Annotated in this window: 20 protein-coding genes and 1 pseudogene; 11 read left to right on the forward strand and 10 right to left on the reverse strand. The window is 59.2% G+C overall.

Annotated features, from left to right (window positions below; genetic code table 11):
• The coding region (locus FPT12_RS27775; RefSeq protein ID WP_178098911.1) for a hypothetical protein at positions 1 to 983 on the forward strand (983 nt) is incomplete at its 5' end.
• A gap of 213 nt (positions 984 to 1,196) precedes the next feature.
• On the opposite strand, the gene cysZ is transcribed toward FPT12_RS27775, so the two are convergent.
• The gene (gene cysZ / locus FPT12_RS26330; RefSeq protein ID WP_145022181.1) at positions 1,197 to 1,952 is read right to left on the reverse strand and encodes a sulfate transporter CysZ; all 756 of its coding nucleotides are present in this window, start codon (positions 1,950 to 1,952) and stop codon (positions 1,197 to 1,199) included.
• A gap of 315 nt (positions 1,953 to 2,267) precedes the next feature.
• On the opposite strand from cysZ, the gene trxB reads away from it, so the two are divergent.
• Entirely contained in the window at positions 2,268 to 3,230 is a 963-nt protein-coding gene (gene trxB / locus FPT12_RS26335; RefSeq protein WP_145022184.1) for a thioredoxin-disulfide reductase, read from the forward strand.
• Positions 3,231 to 3,394: 164 nt separating this feature from the next.
• Here the strand turns inward: trxB and FPT12_RS26340 are convergent, their stop codons facing one another.
• From FPT12_RS26340 to FPT12_RS26365, 6 genes are all read right to left on the reverse strand, one after another.
• The gene (locus FPT12_RS26340; RefSeq protein WP_145022187.1) at positions 3,395 to 3,733 is read right to left on the reverse strand and encodes a HopJ type III effector protein; all 339 of its coding nucleotides are present in this window, start codon (positions 3,731 to 3,733) and stop codon (positions 3,395 to 3,397) included.
• Entirely contained in the window at positions 3,726 to 4,022 is a 297-nt protein-coding gene (locus tag FPT12_RS26345; protein ID WP_145022190.1) for a DUF1244 domain-containing protein, read from the reverse strand. The genes FPT12_RS26340 and FPT12_RS26345 overlap by 8 nt, the downstream gene beginning before the upstream one ends.
• 68 nt (positions 4,023 to 4,090) lie before the next feature.
• A complete protein-coding gene (gene folX / locus FPT12_RS26350; protein ID WP_054593958.1) occupies positions 4,091 to 4,462 on the reverse strand; it encodes a dihydroneopterin triphosphate 2'-epimerase in 372 nt (123 codons plus the stop codon).
• A gap of 2 nt (positions 4,463 to 4,464) precedes the next feature.
• Complete coding sequence (folE, locus tag FPT12_RS26355) at positions 4,465 to 5,025, reverse strand: GTP cyclohydrolase I FolE (RefSeq protein WP_145022192.1); 561 nt, start codon at positions 5,023 to 5,025, stop codon at positions 4,465 to 4,467.
• Positions 5,026 to 5,048: 23 nt separating this feature from the next.
• A complete protein-coding gene (gene folM, locus FPT12_RS26360) occupies positions 5,049 to 5,759 on the reverse strand; it encodes a dihydromonapterin reductase (protein ID WP_145022195.1) in 711 nt (236 codons plus the stop codon).
• Positions 5,760 to 5,843: 84 nt separating this feature from the next.
• A complete protein-coding gene (locus FPT12_RS26365) occupies positions 5,844 to 6,413 on the reverse strand; it encodes an antibiotic biosynthesis monooxygenase (RefSeq protein WP_145022198.1) in 570 nt (189 codons plus the stop codon).
• Between the two features lie 211 nt (positions 6,414 to 6,624).
• Between FPT12_RS26365 and FPT12_RS26370 the strand changes: the two genes are divergently transcribed.
• Positions 6,625 to 7,584 carry a MerR family transcriptional regulator gene (locus tag FPT12_RS26370; protein WP_145022201.1) on the forward strand — a complete coding sequence of 320 codons (960 nt, stop codon included), beginning with the start codon at positions 6,625 to 6,627 and terminating at the stop codon, positions 7,582 to 7,584.
• Between the two features lie 3 nt (positions 7,585 to 7,587).
• On the opposite strand, the gene FPT12_RS26375 is transcribed toward FPT12_RS26370, so the two are convergent.
• Together FPT12_RS26375 and FPT12_RS26380 are read right to left on the reverse strand one after the other, a co-directional pair.
• Positions 7,588 to 8,193, reverse strand: a complete 606-nt coding sequence (locus FPT12_RS26375) for a hypothetical protein (RefSeq protein WP_145022204.1) — start codon at positions 8,191 to 8,193, stop codon at positions 7,588 to 7,590.
• 54 nt (positions 8,194 to 8,247) lie between these two features.
• Complete coding sequence (locus FPT12_RS26380) at positions 8,248 to 8,721, reverse strand: PAS domain-containing protein (RefSeq protein WP_145022280.1); 474 nt, start codon at positions 8,719 to 8,721, stop codon at positions 8,248 to 8,250.
• Positions 8,722 to 8,874: 153 nt separating this feature from the next.
• Between FPT12_RS26380 and FPT12_RS26385 the strand changes: the two genes are divergently transcribed.
• The 8 genes and pseudogenes from FPT12_RS26385 (at position 8,875) to FPT12_RS26415 (ending at position 16,879) form a co-directional block, all read left to right on the forward strand.
• Positions 8,875 to 9,330, forward strand: coding sequence for a flavodoxin (locus FPT12_RS26385; RefSeq protein WP_123582653.1), 456 nt, complete (start codon positions 8,875 to 8,877; stop codon positions 9,328 to 9,330).
• Positions 9,331 to 9,521: 191 nt separating this feature from the next.
• Positions 9,522 to 9,668, forward strand: a pseudogene (locus FPT12_RS26390) (class II aldolase); the annotation flags it as partial.
• Positions 9,669 to 9,748: 80 nt separating this feature from the next.
• Positions 9,749 to 10,651, forward strand: a complete 903-nt coding sequence (locus tag FPT12_RS26395) for an alpha/beta fold hydrolase (RefSeq protein ID WP_145022208.1) — start codon at positions 9,749 to 9,751, stop codon at positions 10,649 to 10,651.
• 199 nt (positions 10,652 to 10,850) lie between these two features.
• Positions 10,851 to 11,426, forward strand: coding sequence for an RNA polymerase sigma factor (locus FPT12_RS26400; protein ID WP_178098913.1), 576 nt, complete (start codon positions 10,851 to 10,853; stop codon positions 11,424 to 11,426).
• Positions 11,423 to 12,412 carry a FecR family protein gene (locus tag FPT12_RS26405; RefSeq protein WP_145022214.1) on the forward strand — a complete coding sequence of 330 codons (990 nt, stop codon included), beginning with the start codon at positions 11,423 to 11,425 and terminating at the stop codon, positions 12,410 to 12,412. The genes FPT12_RS26400 and FPT12_RS26405 overlap by 4 nt, the downstream gene beginning before the upstream one ends.
• Before the next feature lie 11 nt (positions 12,413 to 12,423).
• A complete protein-coding gene (locus tag FPT12_RS28165; protein ID WP_256676867.1) occupies positions 12,424 to 12,549 on the forward strand; it encodes a hypothetical protein in 126 nt (41 codons plus the stop codon).
• 24 nt (positions 12,550 to 12,573) lie between these two features.
• Positions 12,574 to 14,274: a bifunctional UDP-sugar hydrolase/5'-nucleotidase gene (locus FPT12_RS26410; RefSeq protein WP_145022217.1), complete on the forward strand. Its 1,701-nt coding sequence runs from the start codon at positions 12,574 to 12,576 to the stop codon at positions 14,272 to 14,274.
• A 163-nt stretch (positions 14,275 to 14,437) separates the two neighbouring features.
• On the forward strand, positions 14,438 to 16,879 hold the full coding sequence (locus tag FPT12_RS26415) for a TonB-dependent receptor (protein WP_145022220.1): 2,442 nt from the start codon (positions 14,438 to 14,440) through the stop codon (positions 16,877 to 16,879).
• Between the two features lie 60 nt (positions 16,880 to 16,939).
• On the opposite strand, the gene FPT12_RS26420 is transcribed toward FPT12_RS26415, so the two are convergent.
• Positions 16,940 to 17,815: a helix-turn-helix domain-containing protein gene (locus tag FPT12_RS26420; protein ID WP_145022225.1), complete on the reverse strand. Its 876-nt coding sequence runs from the start codon at positions 17,813 to 17,815 to the stop codon at positions 16,940 to 16,942.
• Positions 17,816 to 17,907: the final 92 nt, after the last annotated feature.

Genomic DNA, 17,907 nt, shown 5'->3' on the forward strand with positions numbered 1-17,907 from the left:
AGTCGACGGGGGCCACCACGTGGGAGTTCGATACGGCGACGTTGCCGCCCGCAGAATATGCGTTCAAGGTCATCGGGCAGCATGACGACTTGCCGGAGTCCGACACCTGGAAAGTTACCGTGGAGGCGGTGGTGAAGCCGACAATTGGCGAAGTGAAGGACTCCGCAGGCGTGCTGGTCGGCAATCCCGGCACGACCACCAAAACCCCGTTGAAACTCACAGGTACGGTGGCGGCGGGGGAAGCGGTCAAGATTTATAACGGCTCGACTCCGCTGGGCGATGGCCAGTCGACGGGGGCCACCACGTGGGAGTTCGATACGGCGACGTTGCCGCCCGCAGAATATGCGTTCAAGGTTATCGGGCAGCATGACGACTTGCCGGAGTCCGACACCTGGAAAGTTACCGTGGAGGCGGTGGTGAAGCCGACAATTGGCGAAGTGAAGGACTCCGCAGGCGTGCTGGTCGGCAATCCCGGCACGACCACCAAAACCCCGTTGAAACTCACAGGTACGGTGGCTGCGGGGGAAAAGGTCAAGATTTACAACGGCGCGACTCTGCTGGGCGATGGCAAGTCGACGGGGGCCACCACGTGGGAGTTCGATACGGCGACGTTGCTTCCCGCAGAATATTTGCTCAAGGTCATAGGTCAGCATGACGACTTGCCGGAGTCCGGTACCTGGAAGGTTACCGTACAGGCAAGCAATGTAATTCCGCAAATCACCAAAATGGCCTACACCAATGGAGGAGGCCCTATCTACGATGGCGACATCATCACGGATGGCCGTGTGAACGTGACCGTGAAGATTACACCTGGAAAACAGGGCAGGATTGCTAGCGCTGTAGTCTCGAACGGTCCCTTCCCTGTGAATGGAGCGGGCGAAGCTACTGTGTCCATGACCTTTGGCAAGGGAGACCATTACATCCGCGTTTACGAAGTCCCTGCCGGGAAAGACTCTCCCGTTTTTACCCTCCATGTGAGATAGATACAGTCGTCCTGAGCGGCGGTTTCCAGCCCGTACTTGACCCGTCATCGGGCTCTTGCTGCAGATGAAGACAGGCAAGTCACCCGCCACCGATCAATGGCGTCGAGCAGAACCTGCTCAAACAAAAGCCCACGCAAGATCCTTGCGTGGGCTTCTTTTTGAGTGCTGCGTCGCCAGTTACGTAACCGTCCGCGGCTCGGCTGCGGCTCTTGCTCAGACGGAGCTTTTCTTCAGTGCCTGGTCTCCACGCTCACGCACCCAAAACAACGTCGCACCCGCAACCGCCGCCGGCATCATCAGAATGTTAACCACCGGAATCAGCAGTGCCAGATAGACAATCCCACCGAAGCTCATGCAGTGCCAGCGCTTCTCGCGCAGCCACGCGAGCATCTCGTTCCAGCCGAGTTTGTGGTTGTCCGCCGGGTAGTCGATGTACTGGATTGCCATCATCCACACGCCGAACACCAGCCACAGCGGTGCAGCGATCAGGTTGACCACCGGGATGAACGAAAGGATCAGCAGTGCAAGGGCTCTGGGCAGGAAGTAGCCGAGTTTGCGCATCTCCCGGGCGAAGGTGCGCGGGATCATCGCGATCAGCTCGCCCCAACTGAAAGTCGGGAAGTCGTCAGTGCCGCGCACCACCACTTCGACTTTCTCCGCGAGAAAACCATTGAATGGCGCGGCGATCACGTTGGCGATCAGGGTGAAGGTGAAGAACACCATCAGTGCCACCAGCACCACGAACAGAGGCCACAGCACGTAACTGAGAAAACTTAACCAGTTCGGCAGTGACGGCATCAGGGTGTCGACCCACAGGCTGAACTGATGGCCGGCGAAATAGATTAATCCGACGAACAGCACCAGGTTGATGGCCAGTGGCAACAGCACGAACAATCGCAGGCCGGGACTCAAGACCAGCTTCAGGCCTTCGCGCAGGTATTGCGGGCCGGACAGAACGGGGGCGGGCATAGCGTGCTCCGAGCAATGAGAAAACGCGCCGACCTTACCGGCTTTGCCACACAGGCGAAAGTGCGGTAATGACATCGACATTAACTGTAACAAAGGCGTCTTTAAATCAGCCTCCAGGGGATAGAGACCGCCTATGAGCTGGATTGTTATTCCGTATTTCCTTAATCTTCGCCTCCTCGATACGCTGTACCCACTATTTTTCAGGGCTGTCCAACTACGGCGCTTCCCCAAGTGCTTGCACAGTCCTTTTTTAATTCCAGCCGGTCATCCGGCATTCCGCGCCAGGTAGTACCGGCCGGTCGATAGGAGTGAGTCATGTCTGATGTACGTCATTCGCGAGTGATTATTCTCGGTTCCGGCCCTGCCGGTTACAGCGCTGCGGTCTATGCTGCCCGCGCTAACCTCAAGCCGTTGCTGATCACCGGCATGCAGGCTGGCGGTCAACTGACCACCACCACCGAAGTCGACAACTGGCCCGGTGACGTCCACGGTCTGACCGGCCCGGCGCTGATGGAGCGGATGAAAGAGCACGCCGAGCGCTTTGAGACCGAAATCGTTTTCGACCACATCAATGCCGTCGATTTCGCCGCCAAGCCGTACACCCTGACCGGCGACAGTGCCACGTACACCTGCGACGCGCTGATCATCGCGACCGGCGCCAGCGCTCGCTACCTGGGCCTGCCGTCGGAAGAAACCTTCATGGGCAAAGGCGTATCGGCCTGCGCAACCTGCGACGGTTTCTTCTACCGCAACCGTGAAGTGGCCGTGGTCGGCGGCGGCAACACCGCTGTTGAAGAGGCGCTGTACCTGGCCAACATCGCCAGCAAAGTGACCCTGATTCACCGTCGCGAAACCTTCCGCGCCGAGAAAATCCTGATCGACAAGCTGCATGCACGGGTTGCCGAAGGCAAGATCGTCCTCAAGCTGAACTCGACTCTGGACGAAGTGCTGGGCGACAACATGGGCGTGACCGGCGCTCGTTTGAAGAACAACGACGGCAGCTTCGACGAGCTGAAAGTCGACGGCGTGTTCATCGCCATTGGCCACACCCCGAACACTTCGCTGTTCGAAGGCCAGCTGACTTTGAAAGACGGTTATCTGGTGGTGCAGGGCGGTCGTGAAGGCAACGCGACGGCGACCAGCCTTGAAGGCATCTTTGCTGCCGGCGACGTGGCTGATCACGTTTACCGTCAGGCGATCACCTCGGCCGGCGCTGGTTGCATGGCGGCCCTGGACGCAGAACGTTACCTGGACGACCTGCAGAACGCCAAGTTCTGAAATCGTTGAAATGAAAAAACCGGCCTCGGCCGGTTTTTTGTTGATCGTTCCCACGCTCTGCGTGGGAATGCCTCACTGGACGCTCCGCGTCCGCTTCGGCAGGTGACGCAGAGCGTCACGGGCTGCATTCCCACGCAGAGCGTTGGGAACGATCGCTGTCACAGTCAGCGGCGGGTCAGTGGTTGCTGCGAGAACTTCACCCCAGCCAAACCCTGCGCAATCAGCGCGCGGATGTTGCCATGGTCGCTGCCATCCGGCGTAGCAACCACCGAGCGGTAATGCTCACCAAACGCCAGCAGCGCTTCTTCATCGCTCAAGCCTTCCAGCAGCGCCAGGCCGAGGGTTTTGCACGAGCCTTCGTTCTGTCCGGCGGCGTTTTCCACGCCACCATTGTTGAAGGCTTGTGGCTGGTAATCATAGCCAGCAGCGATGAACGCCAGGGTATCGGCGAAGGCGTGTTCGCCGCTCTTGAGGCTGGCGCGCAGGGTGTTCAGATCAGTCATGGGTTTTTCCTTTGGCGAACGCCGCTTGCTGGTCGGCGCTGGCTTCTTGCTGGTATTGGGCTTTCCACTCGGCGTACGGCATGCCGTAAACCACTTCGCGGGCGTCATCGAGGCTGACCTCGATCTGGCGTTCGTCGGCGGCGGCCTTGTACCACTTGGACAGGCAGTTGCGGCAGAAACCCGCGAGGTTCATCAGGTCGATGTTTTGCACATCCTTGCGACTGTCCAGGTGCGCGACCAGTCTGCGGAAAGCAGCAGCTTCAAGTTCCAGGCGTTGTTGTTCGGTCATGATGGGCTCGGTGCTATCAAATCGTGGCGCGGATAATAAAAGCCTGGCGGTTTATGCGCCAGACACGGTCAGCGACTCGCGGCGAGGGTAATCGATACCGACTCGGCGAAACGCAGGGCGTGGGGTTTGTCGACTTCGACTTCGGCGTAAAGCACGCTTTGGTTGGCCATAATCAGATCGAGTATCTCCTGGGTCAGGCGTTCGAGCAGGGCGAACCGGTTGCCTTCCACATGGGCGATGATCGCCTTGGTAATGGTGCGGTAATTGAGCGCATGATCAATATCGTTGTCGCGCACGGCGTCTTGCGCGGCATAGAGGATGGTCAGGTTGATCAGCACATCCTGCTTGTTGAGGATTTCGTCCTCGTTGATTCCGATGAAGGTCCGCAGACACAGGTCCTTGACCCGAATGCGGGCCATTCCTGGTTGAAGTTGTGGCATTGCTACTTGCTCCGTCCAATCAATTGCAGGAACTCCTGACGGGTGTTGCTCGACTCGCGGAAGGCGCCGAGCATCACCGAGGTGTTCATGGTCGAATTCTGTTTCTCGACGCCGCGCATCATCATGCACATGTGCTGGGCCTCGATCACCACCGCAACACCGGCGGCCTGGGTGACGCGCTGCACCGCCTCGGCGATTTCACGGGTGAGGTTTTCCTGGATCTGCAAACGCCGGGCGAACATGTCGACGATGCGCGCGATCTTCGACAGGCCCAGGACCTTGCCGGTAGGAATATAAGCTACATGGGCCTTGCCGATGAAGGGCAGGATGTGATGTTCACAGAGCGAGTAAAGCTCGATGTTATCGACGATCACCATTTCATCGTTGTCTGAGTCGAACAGCGCGCCGTTGACGATCTCGTCGACACTCTGCTCGTAACCATGACACAGGTACTGCATGGCCTTGGCCGCTCGGGCCGGAGTGTCCAGCAAACCTTCGCGTTCAGGGTCTTCGCCCAAGCCTATTAAGATTTCACGATAATTCTGGGGCAGCGATAGCGTCATGGAACATCCTCGCGGGGGGCGGCCTATTTGACGTGCCGTCCGCCGTTGACGGTCAGGGTCGTGCCGGTGACATATGGGTTTTCCAGCAAGTAGCGCAGGCTCTGGTAGACAACCTCACTGCCGGGTTCGATACCCAGCGCGGACTTGGCCAGGGCCTTGGCGCGGTACGCCGCGTCGTCGTAGGGGTTAAACAGTAGCAGGGCCGGCGCGATACCGTTGACCTTGATTTTCGGTGCGTATTTCGCGGCGAAAGAAAGGGTCAGGCTGTCGAGCCCGGCTTTAGTGGCGCAATAAGCGATGTGCTTGCTGCTGCCCTTGCGCGTGACATCGTCGCTGATATGCACGATGTCTGCGGGGCTGGAGCGCTCCAGCAAGTCGGCACAATGCAGGTTGATCAGGTAGGGCGCAAGCATGTGCACGCTGAACATCTGGGTGAACGCGGCCACTTCGGTGTCAGAGGTTTCAGCCAGCCAGGCGGAAGCGTTATGCACAATCGCCCGCAAGCTCCGGGTATGGGTTTTCAGCTCCGTGATGAACGCCAGGATCCCGGCCTCGCTGGAGAAGTCGGCGAACAGGGCAATCGCACCAAGGTCGCGCAGTGTTTGCACGCCCGGGCGTTCGCTGCGGTAGCTGATGATCACGTGGTGACCTTCTTCCAGCAGCCGCTGCGCGCAGTGCAGGCCGACACGTTGGCTGGCGCCGGTAATGAGGATCGGAGCTGAGGAAGAGGTCATGGATGGCTCGCATCGCGGGTATGGCAAAACTATACCAGCGACGAGTGCTGCATACCTACGTCAAGCGCTACCCCTGTAGGAGGACTAGCGATTCTGGGTGGACGGTGCCGCGGGCAATGGCCGCCCCTGTGTGTTGTTCAACCAGCCGGCCAGCAGGTGGGTCGACAGCGGAATGAAGAAGTAGACCATCAACGGCGTCAGGGCCAGGGTGCTGACGAATATACGAGCCAGCAGGCCCATGTCGCTCAGCAGCGGGCCGAGTACGAAGTTGAACAGCAGCGAAACCGGGAAAAATGCCAACCAGATTGCTATGGCCTGTTTCCAGCGAGGTGGACGTTGCCCGGCGGCGCCGAACCAACCGTCGATGCCACTGACCCGATGCTCGGAAGGGTGGGCAAACAACTCGCTGCCGCGTCCCAGCCACGCCGTGCGCGAGGCGGAATGCTCCCAGGCATGCAGGGTCTGCTCATCGGCGAAGCGGAAAATAATCTGGAATTCGTCATCACCGGGCGGCGGTGCGAGTACGCCAGAGCCGAGATAGCCGGGAAAGTCGGTGGCCAGTTGTTCGCCTTCGCGCAGCCAGGCGATCAGGTCCTGATAACGTCCGCTGGCAACGCGACGCGCAACCATCAGGGTGACGGGTGAGGTAGACATTATGTATCTCCATAGGGCAAGCACGCGGTTCCGGGTAGGAGGCGTACAAAACGCAGCACCGGGGTAAAGGGCTGCGTTAAAAAAGCAGGCAAGAATTATTCCTGATTTCACCCAATACACCAGAGACGTTGGTCGAAAAGGCCCCCTCTTGAATGTAGGAGAGTGATCAGGGTTAAATAGGATCCAATCTGACACGGACGTCCCAAAGCTCATGGTGGCTACCACTGAACCGCCCCACACCTTGCAATCCTCTCGCCTGGAGAAGCAGGAGCGATTGTTCCCGATACGTGAAGTGGCACGCCTGACGGGCGTCAATCCGGTGACCTTGCGCGCGTGGGAGCGGCGCTATGGGTTGATTCAGCCGGCACGCACCGAAAGTGGGCATCGACTGTATTCCATGCACGATATTGAGCGGGTTCAGAGCATTCTTGGCTGGATCGGACGGGGCGTGGCAGTCAGCAAGGTGGGCAAGATTCTGGCGAAGACCAGTGTGGTTCCGGTGTTGTCGAGCATTATCCCGGATGAGCTGGCTCAGGCCGACTATGTCCAATGGCAAACTCAGATCAAAGCAGCGCTCTGCAATTTTGACGATGTAGAGCTGGGACGGATTTACGGCCAGGTATTTTCTACCTATTCACTGACCGTGACGTTCCAGGACATTTTAATGCCGCTGTGGACGCAGTTGCTTCAGCAGCGTGGCACGTACGGAGAAACCAGCGAGTGGATGATGCTGGACGGGTTTCTACGTACCAGAGTTCTTCAGCGGCTGTTTTTGTTGCGAGGTACGCAGTCGTTGCGGGTAGTCGTTTCTGCGATTGATGGACAGTGCCGCAAGCTTGAGTTGCTATTGGCGGCTTTGTATATGGGCAGTGCGCAGGTGGGAATCAGGCTGTTGGCACTGGGGCAGCCCTTTGATGAACTGACGCTGGTCTGTGAAAAGATCAAGCCGCACGCGCTGGTGCTGTTCTCCAATCAAGCGCCTACATCTGACTTTATCCGTCGTGTGAATCGCTTGGCCATGGCCCTGAATTGCCGGCTGATGCTGGCCGGAGACTCGGCGGATCTGGCACAGGAGAGCCTGGCGGGATCGTCGATTGGCTGTATTGGAAGTGAAGGAGTACTGATGCAGCAGCGTCTGCAGCAGTTCCTCGCGGGAACGCTCGATACCTGATGCTCAGATGTGCAACGCAGGGTGTGTCAGGCGATGTTGCTGAAGAATGTACTGACGCAGGCGTTCGGTTTCATCCTTGTCACTTTGGTTGAGCCGATAGGCGTAATAGCCCTGTTCGGTTTCTCGCTCGAAGGTCCCGCGCAACGCAATGCGTTCGTAACCTGAAGGGCTGAACCATAACGCGAAACTTTTTGGCGGCTTGGTGCGGTTGCGTACTTCCAGCAAAACACCTTTGAACGACACTTCGTGCACCCACAGCGTGCCGGGTTGGCCTTTGGCGTTCTCCAGGGCTACGGGCTCTTCAAGCGCCAGGCGCCAGGGGCGAACCATCGGTCCGTCCTCGTAGATGCTCGGTACGCCCAGTCGCAAATGCAGTGCATGAAATTCATCCTCCACCAGATGCAGCGGAAAGGTCATTTGCTGATTTTCGAAGTGGGCCTGAATGGTGACCTGCTCATTGGCCGCCAGACGTGTCAATAAATCGCGAATTTGCGAGCCCCCATTAACCAGCAGGCTCGATGTCGCATCGCGAACGTTAAGCTGCGGGTTGTGCTGCATGGTCTGGATGAAATCCAGTTCATCCTGAGTCAGGAGGGCATCGCGATGCATGGTTTGCTCGAAAGAAATAATTACAAAGTTATTGGTGATTGTAGTTAATGACCATTAATTCGACAGCTTGTTTTGACCGTTTGTCGCTTTGAGTGCCTGTAGTTCCGCTTGAACTTCGGCCAGTTGGGCTTCCAGTTGGTTAACCCGTTGCTGCGTCTTGACCTGAAGGGTGACGTCTTTCTGCACGCCGATAAAGTAAGTCTGCTTGTCATTTTCGTTGTAGACGGTTGAAAGCGACAGCTCATTCCAGAAGTGTGTGCCGTCCTTGCGATAGTTGCGCAGTATTTCCCGGCAGGATTTTCCATCCTTCAACGTTTCGCGGATCAGGTTGAGTGCAGCCTGGTCGCGGTCCCCGGACTGGAGAAAGCGACAGTCCTGATACAGGATTTCTTCAGCGCTATAGCCGGTCAGTTTTTCGAAGGCGGGGTTAACGTAAATCAGGATGTTGTCTTCGCCTTCCCTTTCCGCGATGACGATTCCATCGTTTGAAGCGTTGATTGCCAGTTGCATCAGCTGGGCATTGATCATCAGAGAGTCCTTTCTGCATCGAATGATGAACTGCATTCTATGACATGGCTGTGAACTGTCCACTGGCCACCAGACCTAATTGCGAGGCAATCGCAGCTTTTTTGCCTCAGCTGTTAATATCCGGGTCTTTTACTCTGCTTCAGGATCAGATTGATGAAAGTCGCCATTCTTTCCGGCTCGGTGTACGGCACGGCTGAAGAAGTCGCCCGGCATGCGGCCAACCTTCTCAAGGCTGCAGGTTTTGAAACCTGGCACAACCCGCGTGCAACCCTGGCCGATGTCCAGGCGTTCGCTCCCGAAGCCTTCCTGGTCGTCACCTCGACCACGGGCATGGGCGAGTTGCCGGACAACCTGCAACCGCTGTATTCGATGATTCGCGATCAACTGCCCGCTGCATGGCGCGGTTTGCCGGGAGCGGTGATTGGCCTGGGGGATGCCAGCTACGGCGATACTTTCTGTGGTGGCGGTGAACAAATGCGTGAGCTGTTCGGTGAATTGGGCGTGCGCGAAGTACTGCCCATGCTGCGCCTGGACGCCAGCGAAAGCGTGACCCCGGAAACTGACGCCGAACCTTGGTTGGCGGAACTGATCAGCGCGCTGCGCGGCTGACCGGACACATGCACCTGTTTGCGACGCCGCTAATGATCCGGGTGTTGTGACATCGCTCACGTCTTTTAGCGGCCGAAGGCTTGCTGACTCGTTGGGTCAGTAAGCTGGCTGCGAATGCAACTACACGAACCCCGACAGCTGACTAGACTGCGTTTACCCCCACAAAATAAAAAGAACCAGAGGTCCTTGCCGTGAGCGTAAACCCCGTTCAATCGACATCCGATGTGAAAAACCAGGTTAGCGCCGCCGAGTGGCAAACCCGTGTCGATCTGGCGGCCTGCTATCGGCTGGTGGCGCTGCAGGGGTGGGACGATCTGATCTTCACCCAGATCAAAAGTACTCAAGGGAAGGGCGGCGCGCTGGCCTGGCCGGCGTTGCTGCGCAAACTTGATCAACAAGCCCCGGGTTACAGACTCTGATGGCGCTCGCCGAGATCCCTCTGTGCGTCTGGCGTAAACGCGGCCAGAGCTTTGTGTTCCGTGGCCAGACCATTCGCTATTGGGTGGCCGGGCAGGGTGAACCCTTGTTGCTGATCCACGGATTCCCCACCGCCAGTTGGGACTGGCATTACCTTTGGCAACCCTTGACCCAGCGCTATCGAGTGATCGCCTGCGACATGCTCGGTTTTGGCGACTCGGACAAGCCACTGGACCATGAATATTGCCTGTTGGAGCAGGCCGATTTGCAGCAGGCACTGCTGGAATATCTGGGGGTCCGGCAGCCTGTGCACCTGCTGGCGCATGATTACGGTGACAGCGTGGCTCAGGAGTTGTTGGCCCGACATACTGAGGCGCGTGTCGAGATTGGTAGTTGTGTATTCCTCAATGGCGGCCTGTTTCCTGAAACCCATCAGCCGGTGTTGATGCAAAAACTGTTGCTCAGTCCGTTGGGCTGGATGATCGGACGGGCGTTCAGTCGGGATGGGCTGGTCAAGAGTTTCCGGAAGATCTTTGGCCCCCGGACCCGTCCAAGTGAAAGCGAGCTGGACGATTTCTGGAGCCTGATCGACAACAACCGTGGCACTCGGATCATGCACAAGCTGATCAACTATATCCCGCAACGCCGCATACAGCGGGACAGGTGGGTCAAGGCCATGCAAGCGGGCACCGTAGCGATGCGGGTGATCGATGGTGAAGTCGACCCGGTGTCGGGTGCCCATATGGTCGAACGCTACCGCCAACTGATCCCCAATCCGGACACGGTATTGCTACACGGAATTGGTCATTACCCGCAAATCGAGGCGCCGATCCAGGTGCTCAAGCACTACCTGGCGTTTCGTGACCAGCTGGATCCTCCCGCGTTGAAAACCGCCTGTTCCTGACCCCGCGTATCGACCCTTGTTGTCACCCATCACACGGGAGCAGCCTGGTTCCCGCGTCGCTAATCACCGCATTCGCCAATCAGCTCAGAGCGACTGAGCAGCGGGCTCTGATCAGAGTCTTTTGCACATGAGAATATTTATCATTAATATTGGCGCACCGTTGATCCTGCGTAGGGCATGGACCACGTTGAGTCGACTTTTGATGATCAATACTCCACCCGAATCCCAGAACATCGACGGCTCCGACAGCCCGGACAGTCGCGCGTATTTTCTGCAGGTATTCTTGTCCCAGCGGCCGCAAATGGAAGCGTTGGTCAGTCGACGCGTGGGCTGTCGGGCGACTGCCGCCGATCTGGTGCAGGACCTGTTTCTACGTTTCTGGCGCCGACCGCTGGTGCACGTCGAAGAGCTCAGCACTTACCTGCTGCGTTGCGCCGGCAACATTGCTATCGATCATCTGCGCAGCGAAGGTTCGCGAATCAGGCTCAACGAAGGCTGGTTGCCGGAGCAACAGCATAACCTCAGCGTCGAGCCACAAGCCGCGCTGGAAGCTGGCAATGACCTGCGCCATGTCGAGGCGGCGTTGCGCGGCTTGCCCGAACGTACCCGGCAGATTTTTTTGCTCAACCGCATTCATGGGCGCAAGTACGCCGAAATCGCCAAGGCCATGGGGCTTTCCCAAAGTGCCGTGGAAAAACATATGATGCGCGCCCTCGAAGCCTGCAAGGCCAGTCTGCGAGAACCTGAATCACGCACGCCAGGGACAGCCCCGTGAATCACACCGTCAACGTTACTCCGACGCCGGCTCAGGAGCAGGTCGCGCTGGCCTGGCTGAGCCTGTTGCACGACCAACCGAGCAGCGGCGATCACGCCACGTTCAGCCGCTGGTTGCGGGCCGATCCGGCGCATGCCGAAGCCTACGCCCGGGCGCAAGTGGTCTGGGAAATGAGCGAAGCACCGGCTCGTACCCTGGCCGACGAAGATGCCGTTGCCTTGCAGGGTTATCTCAATGCGATGCACCGCTCCAGGCGTTCCAGCGTGCGGCGCTGGTCTGGCGGTTTGGCCTTGGCCGCCTGCTTGTTGTTGATAGTTTCAATAGGCGCCGGCTGGCAACCGTCGCGTTGGTTCGATGATTTAGCGGCGGACTATGTCTCGGCGCCGGGTGAAGTGCGCAACCTGACCCTGGCCGATCAATCCCGAGTCACCCTTGATGCCGACAGCGCCATTGCCGTGGATTTCAGCCACGGTGAACGGCATGTTCGGCTGCGTCGCGGTGCGGCCTTTTTCAACGTGAGCCATACCGGCGAGCCCTTTGTGGTCGACGCTGAACAGGGCGAGGCGCGGGTGCTCGGGACGCAGTTCGAAGTTCGATTGCAACCGGCAGGCGCGCAGGTGACGGTGCTCTCTGGACGCGTCGCTGTCACGCCGGTCAAGGGTGCCGGGCAGCAAGTGCTGACGGCTGGCCAGCAAGTGGCTTATGGCGCCGGCACCGCGGCAAAACTCCACGCGGTCGACAGCGAAGCGCAACTGGCCTGGCGTCAGGGCTGGCTCAATTACTACAAGTCACCCTTGGCCGATGTGGTGAAAGACCTCGACCGCTATTACCCGGGGCGGATCGTGGTGCTCAACGACGACCTGGCCGCACGACGGATCAGTGGCAGCTTTCCAAGCAAAGACCCGCAAGCGGTGCTCGATTCCCTGCAAGGGGTGTTGGGGTTCGAGCAGCACAACCTGTTGGGACGGGTGATTATTCTGCGCTGATGGGCGAGCGCATGACCGATCACCTGAAAATCCTCCTGCTGCGTGCAGGGATGGGTACTACGCTGAAGCAGGTTGAAGTGCTGCAAGCGATTCACGGCCAACTGCAATCGGCCTGCTCGCCACACTTCTACAGATAACGACTAGCGAACAAGGATGAACCCATGACACGCCATTCCCTGCCAAGGCTGCTCAGTGCAGTCGCCCTGGCTGTCGCCGCGCTGGGCGGTTGCACTCATGTTCAGCCGCCAGCGCCCCCGGTTGCCGTGAGCATCGTGGCGATCAACGACCTGCACGGTTACTTGCAGGCCAACCCCTATTCGTTTCGTGACAGCACGGCCGCCGACGGTGTGCGCATGCTCAAGGCCGGGGGCATCGCGACCCTCGGCGGGATGCTGACGCAACTGCGCAAGGAAGATCCGCAACTGTTGTTCATCGGTGCCGGTGACCTGGTGGGCGGCAGTCCGCCGCTGTCGGCGATGTGGGCCGACGAGCCGACGCTCGAAGCGTTGCGGCACATGGACATGAAACTCAGTGCCATCGGCAATCATGAGCTGGACAACGGCAAGGCGGAGTTTCTGCGCCAGCTCAATGGCGGCTGCGAATCGACTCGTCCGACCAAGGCCTGCCAGTTTCGCGCCCACTATCCCGGCAGCGGTTTCCCCTATCTGGCGGCGAACCTGATCGACACCGATACCGGTAAAACCCTGTTGCCGCCGTACCGGATCGAGGAGGTCAAAGGCCAGAAGATCGCCTTTGTCGGCGCGGTCCTGCGCGATGTTGCCTCCGTGGTCAGTGCCAAGGGCCTGCAGGGTTTGCGTACCGAGGACGAAGCCGAGTCGATCAATCGGCTGATCCCCGAACTCAACCGCCAGGGCGTCAATGCGATTGTCGCGGTAGTGCACCAGGGCGGCTCAACCCCCGAACCCTACGACAAACAGGACTGCAGCCAACTGAGCGGCGATATCGTTGATGTGGCCAAGCGACTCGATCCGGCGGTCGATGTGTTGATCTCCGGGCATTCCCATCAAGGTTATCTGTGCAAGGTCGGTCCTCTACTCGTGACTCAGGGCAGTTCGTATGGGCATCTGATGACCCGCCTGACACTCGACGTGACCCCCGGTCAGCATCGGGTCACGGGCATTCACGCAACTAACCTGCTGGCCGATCCGGCGCAGTATCCAGCCGATCCACAGATGCTCGCCTTGCAGCGGGAAGTAGAAGCACGCAGCAATAACGTGTTGCTCAAACCTGTCGGCGCCATCGCGGCTTCACCGATCACTCGACGTGCCAATGTGGCGGGGGAGGCGCCGTTGGGTGACTTGATCGCCGACGCTCAACTGGCGGCTGGCGCGGCGCATGGCGCACAGATCGCCTTTATGAACAGGGGGGGCATTCGTGGCGACCTGGCCCTGGAGCCAGGTCTCAAACGCCTGAATTATGGGCAGGTGGCGACGGTGCAGCCGTTCAACAACACCCTGATCGCCTTCGACCTGAAGGGGCGGCAACTCGAACAATTGCTCAATCAGCAATGGAAGGCCGAAGGCAATTTTGATGCGCTGCAGGTTTCCAGGGGCTTCAGTTATCGCTGGGATTCCACGCGCCCGCTGGACAGTCGGGTGATCCCCGGCAGTATTCGTCTTAACGGTAAGCCGGTGCAGCCCGAACGCAATTATCGCCTGGTGCTGAACAGCTTCCTGGCCGACGGAGGCGATCGCTTCAGTCTTTTCAAACAGGGCATCAACCGTCGCGATTTGGAAGTGACGGACCTGGATAGCCTGATCGACTACCTGCACCGCATGGATCAACAAGGCAAACCCGTTGGTTCTGCGAAGAGTGCAGGGCGCATCGTGAAGGTGAAATAGCGCTGTTACTGGTCATGATCGTTCCCACGCAGAGCATGGGAACGATCAGCAGCAGGCGAAAATAAATTCAAAAAAGTGTGAGGTAAACCCGAGTGACATCCGTGTAGTGGTGAAAGTGCGATTCATTCGCATCCGTAGCTTTTCTACACACAGGTCACGAGCAATGAAGTCCAGGGCGAAATCGGCAGCAGGCAGTTCGGTTAAACAGTGGTTTGGTGCTTCTGCGCTGGCCGTTTCGGCGTTGGCCTTGTTGCCGTTGAGCGTGGCGTGCGCTGCGCAGTCCAGTGAGCAACACAGCGCGCTGTTCAGCTTCAGCATCGCCACCAAACCCTTGCCCCAGGCTTTGAGCGACTTCAGCCGAATCACCGGCATCAGTGTGGTTTACACCGATGAAGCGCCCTACGGTCTCAGCGCACCGGCCATCAAGGGCGAGATGAGCGCCGAGCAAGCCATGCAGCGCTTGTTGAGCAAGTCCGGTTTTACCTTTCGCCAGACCGACGCCCATACCTTGGCCCTTGAACCACAGCCCACCGAAGGCGCGCTGAATCTCGGTGCCACCACCATCACCTCAGCGGTTGAGCAACCGATGAGCTATCAGCCGCCGTCCACCACCTCAGTGGCACGTTCCTCGGCTTCGCTCCAGGAAATCCCCCAGACCATCAACGTGGTCCCGGCCCAGGTGCTGCGTGACCAAATGCCGCGCAATCTGGACGATGCGCTGGCCAATGTCAGTGGCATTACCCAGGGCAACACGCTGGGCAGCACCCAGGATTCGGTGATGACTCGCGGGTTCGGTGACAACCGCAACGGCTCGATCATGCGCGATGGCATGCCGCTGGTGCAGGGGCGTGGCCTGAACGCCTCGGTGGATCGGGTTGAAGTCTTGAAGGGGCCGGCCTCGTTGCTCTACGGCATCCAGGACCCGGGCGGGGTGGTGAACATGGTCAGCAAGAAGCCCGAACTGACGCAATACAACGCCTTGACCGTACGCGGCTCGAGCTATGGCAACGGCAAGAACGGCAGCGGCGGCAGCCTCGACAGCACCGGGCCACTGGGCGACTCCGGTCTGGCCTACCGAATGGTGCTGGACCACGAAGACGAAGACTACTGGCGCAACTTCGGCACGCACCGCGAGACCTTGATCGCGCCGTCCCTGGCCTGGTTCGGCGAGAGCACCAAGCTGTTGTTCGCCTACGAGCACCGCGAGTTCTTCGCACCGTTCGACCGTGGCACGGCCATTGACCCGCGTACCAATCATCCATTGGACATCCCGCGTGGTCGCCGCCTCGACGAGCCGTTCAACAATATGGACGGCCGTTCGGACCTGTACCATTTCGAAGCCGACCACGAGCTCAATGACAACTGGAAAGCCCACTTCGGCTACAGCTGGAACCGCGAAACCTACGACGCCAGCCAGGTTCGCATCACCGCCATCGACCCGAAAAAAGGCACGCTGACCCGTAGCATGGACGGCACCCAAGGCGCCCTGACCACCGACCGTTTCACCACCGCCAGCCTCGAAGGCAAGGTCGATGTGGCCGGCATGCAACACGATCTGGTGTTCGGTGTGGATGACGAATACCGCAAGATCTACCGCGCCGACCTGATCCGGCAGAAGAGCCTGTTCCCGTCTTTCAGCTATCTGGACCCGGTCTACGGTCGTGAAGTGGCAGGCACCACGGTCAGCGCTGCGGACAGCAATCAGACTGATCTGCTGCGCAGCGATTCGGTTTTTCTACAGGACTCGATCCACCTGAACGACCAGTGGATTCTGGTGGCCGGCGGACGCTTCCAGGAATACGACCAGTACGCCGGCAAGGGCCGCCCGTTCAAGGCCAACACCGACAGCAACGGCCAGAAGTGGGTGCCGCGCGCCGGCCTGGTGTATCGCTATACCGATGAGCTGTCGTTTTACGGCAGCTACACCGAATCCTTCAAACCGAACTCGACTATCGCGCCATTAAGCGGCAGCACGGTCGTGCTCGATGGCAGCTTCGCACCGGAAGAAGCCAAGTCCTGGGAGCTGGGGGCCAAGCTCGACATGCCGGGTCGCGTGACCGGCAATATCGCGCTGTTCGACATCAAGAAACGCAACGTGCTGGTGGCCAACTCCGAGAACCCACTGGTCACCACTTACAGTGCGGCCGGCGAAGTGCGTTCCCGTGGCCTGGAAGCAGACCTGACCGGTCAGTTGAGCGAGCGCTGGAGCATGATCGGCAGCTACGCCTACACCAACGCCGAGGTCACCGAGGACCCGACCTACAAAGGCAAACGACTGCAAAACGTGGCGAAAAACACCGGCTCGCTGTCGGCGGTCTATGACTTCGGCACCATCGTCGGTGGCGACCAGTTGCGGGTGGGCGCAGGCGCGCGGTATGTCGGCGAGCGGGCCGGTAACGCGGTGAACGACTTCGACTTGCCGAGCTACACCGTGGCTGACGCCTTTGCCACCTACGACACCAAGCTCGACGGGCAGAAGGTCAAGTTCCAGCTCAACGTGAAAAACCTCTTCGACCGCACTTACTACACCTCGGCCGTCAACCGGTTCTTTGTATCGATGGGCGACTCGCGCCAGATCTCGCTATCCAGCACCCTGGAGTTCTGATGTGCGCTTGGCCATTTCCATACAGAGCATGGGAGTGAATGCCCGGTCATGGTGGCTGCGCTAACGCAAAAACGCCTGGCGATACTCGCCGGGCGTGCCCTTCATGGCCTGACGAAAGCGGTTGGTGAAATGGCTGGCGCTGGCAAAGCCGCAGGCCAGCGCAATCTCACCGAGCGGCTGTGAGGTGCTGCGCAGCAAATGCCGGGCGTGGGTCAGGCGGCGGGCCAGCAGGTATTGATGCGGCGGCAGGCCGAAGCTTTCGCGAAACATCCGTGCGAAGTGGTACTCCGACAAGGCGCACAAGCCGGCCAACCGACCGAGGCTGATCGGTTCAGCCAATTGCTGGTCGATGTACTCGATCAGCTGTCGACGCTGATGTGCCGCCAGCCCACCCTTGAGGCGCAAACCCTGGCGCAGGCCAACCCGGCTGAGCAGGCTGTGGCTGAGCATTTCATGCGCGAGGCTGCTGGTCAGCAGGCGTTCGCCAGGCTCGTCCCAGTTCAGTTCAATCAACTGACGGAAACGTCGAGCCTGCACCGGGTCTTCGAGAAAGGTGCTTTCCTGCAATTGCAGTTCACGCGGTTCACGGTCGAGCAGGGTGACGCAGCCGAGGGCAAATTGCTCGGGGCTGAAATACAGGTGAGCCAGGCGGATTTCACCGTTGATTACCCAGGCCGACTGGTGCTCGGCGGGCAGGATGCAGAGTTTGTCCGGGCCGCCCTTGGTGCCGGGCTGTTCGCGGCGAAAGGTCCCGGTGCCACCGGCGATGTAGCAGGAGAGGGTGTGATGCCCCGGCGCTTCATAGTCCTGGGCGTCGTGATGGTTGCTCCACAGGGCTGCAGCCATGCCGTCACCGAGCTCGGCGCTGTGCTCAAGGCGAGCATTCGGCGAGCGGTTGAGGGCTTGAAAGACTTGCAGGGTTTCCAGTGCGGGCATGATCGGCTCTCTCCAACGCCTTGCATCCTACTCCGTCGCCTCGACGCTGCCAGCCCGTCGCCTGACAAAAGCGCAAGTTTATGCAAGCGCAC

This window comes from Pseudomonas sp. H3(2019) (assembly GCF_007713465.1).
Classification (GTDB): Bacteria; Pseudomonadota; Gammaproteobacteria; order Pseudomonadales; family Pseudomonadaceae; genus Aquipseudomonas.

Excerpts from the sequence above, each read along its gene's own strand:
- FPT12_RS26410 (WP_145022217.1), top strand. The coding sequence starts at position 12,574 with ATGACACGCCATTCCCTGCCAAGGCTGCTCAGTGCAGTCGCCCTGGCT.
- FPT12_RS28165 (WP_256676867.1), top strand. The coding sequence starts at position 12,424 with ATGACCGATCACCTGAAAATCCTCCTGCTGCGTGCAGGGATGGGTACT.
- FPT12_RS26380 (WP_145022280.1), bottom strand. The coding sequence starts at position 8,721 with ATGATCAATGCCCAGCTGATGCAACTGGCAATCAACGCTTCAAACGAT.
- cysZ (WP_145022181.1), bottom strand. The coding sequence starts at position 1,952 with ATGCCCGCCCCCGTTCTGTCCGGCCCGCAATACCTGCGCGAAGGCCTG.
- FPT12_RS26415 (WP_145022220.1), top strand. The coding sequence starts at position 14,438 with ATGAAGTCCAGGGCGAAATCGGCAGCAGGCAGTTCGGTTAAACAGTGG.
- FPT12_RS26370 (WP_145022201.1), top strand. The coding sequence starts at position 6,625 with ATGGTGGCTACCACTGAACCGCCCCACACCTTGCAATCCTCTCGCCTG.
- FPT12_RS26345 (WP_145022190.1), bottom strand. The coding sequence starts at position 4,022 with ATGACCGAACAACAACGCCTGGAACTTGAAGCTGCTGCTTTCCGCAGA.
- trxB (WP_145022184.1), top strand. The coding sequence starts at position 2,268 with ATGTCTGATGTACGTCATTCGCGAGTGATTATTCTCGGTTCCGGCCCT.
- folE (WP_145022192.1), bottom strand. The coding sequence starts at position 5,025 with ATGACGCTATCGCTGCCCCAGAATTATCGTGAAATCTTAATAGGCTTG.
- FPT12_RS26365 (WP_145022198.1), bottom strand. The coding sequence starts at position 6,413 with ATGTCTACCTCACCCGTCACCCTGATGGTTGCGCGTCGCGTTGCCAGC.
- FPT12_RS26395 (WP_145022208.1), top strand. The coding sequence starts at position 9,749 with ATGGCGCTCGCCGAGATCCCTCTGTGCGTCTGGCGTAAACGCGGCCAG.
- FPT12_RS26385 (WP_123582653.1), top strand. The coding sequence starts at position 8,875 with ATGAAAGTCGCCATTCTTTCCGGCTCGGTGTACGGCACGGCTGAAGAA.
- folM (WP_145022195.1), bottom strand. The coding sequence starts at position 5,759 with ATGACCTCTTCCTCAGCTCCGATCCTCATTACCGGCGCCAGCCAACGT.
- FPT12_RS26340 (WP_145022187.1), bottom strand. The coding sequence starts at position 3,733 with ATGACTGATCTGAACACCCTGCGCGCCAGCCTCAAGAGCGGCGAACAC.
- FPT12_RS26420 (WP_145022225.1), bottom strand. The coding sequence starts at position 17,815 with ATGCCCGCACTGGAAACCCTGCAAGTCTTTCAAGCCCTCAACCGCTCG.
- FPT12_RS26375 (WP_145022204.1), bottom strand. The coding sequence starts at position 8,193 with ATGCATCGCGATGCCCTCCTGACTCAGGATGAACTGGATTTCATCCAG.
- folX (WP_054593958.1), bottom strand. The coding sequence starts at position 4,462 with ATGCCACAACTTCAACCAGGAATGGCCCGCATTCGGGTCAAGGACCTG.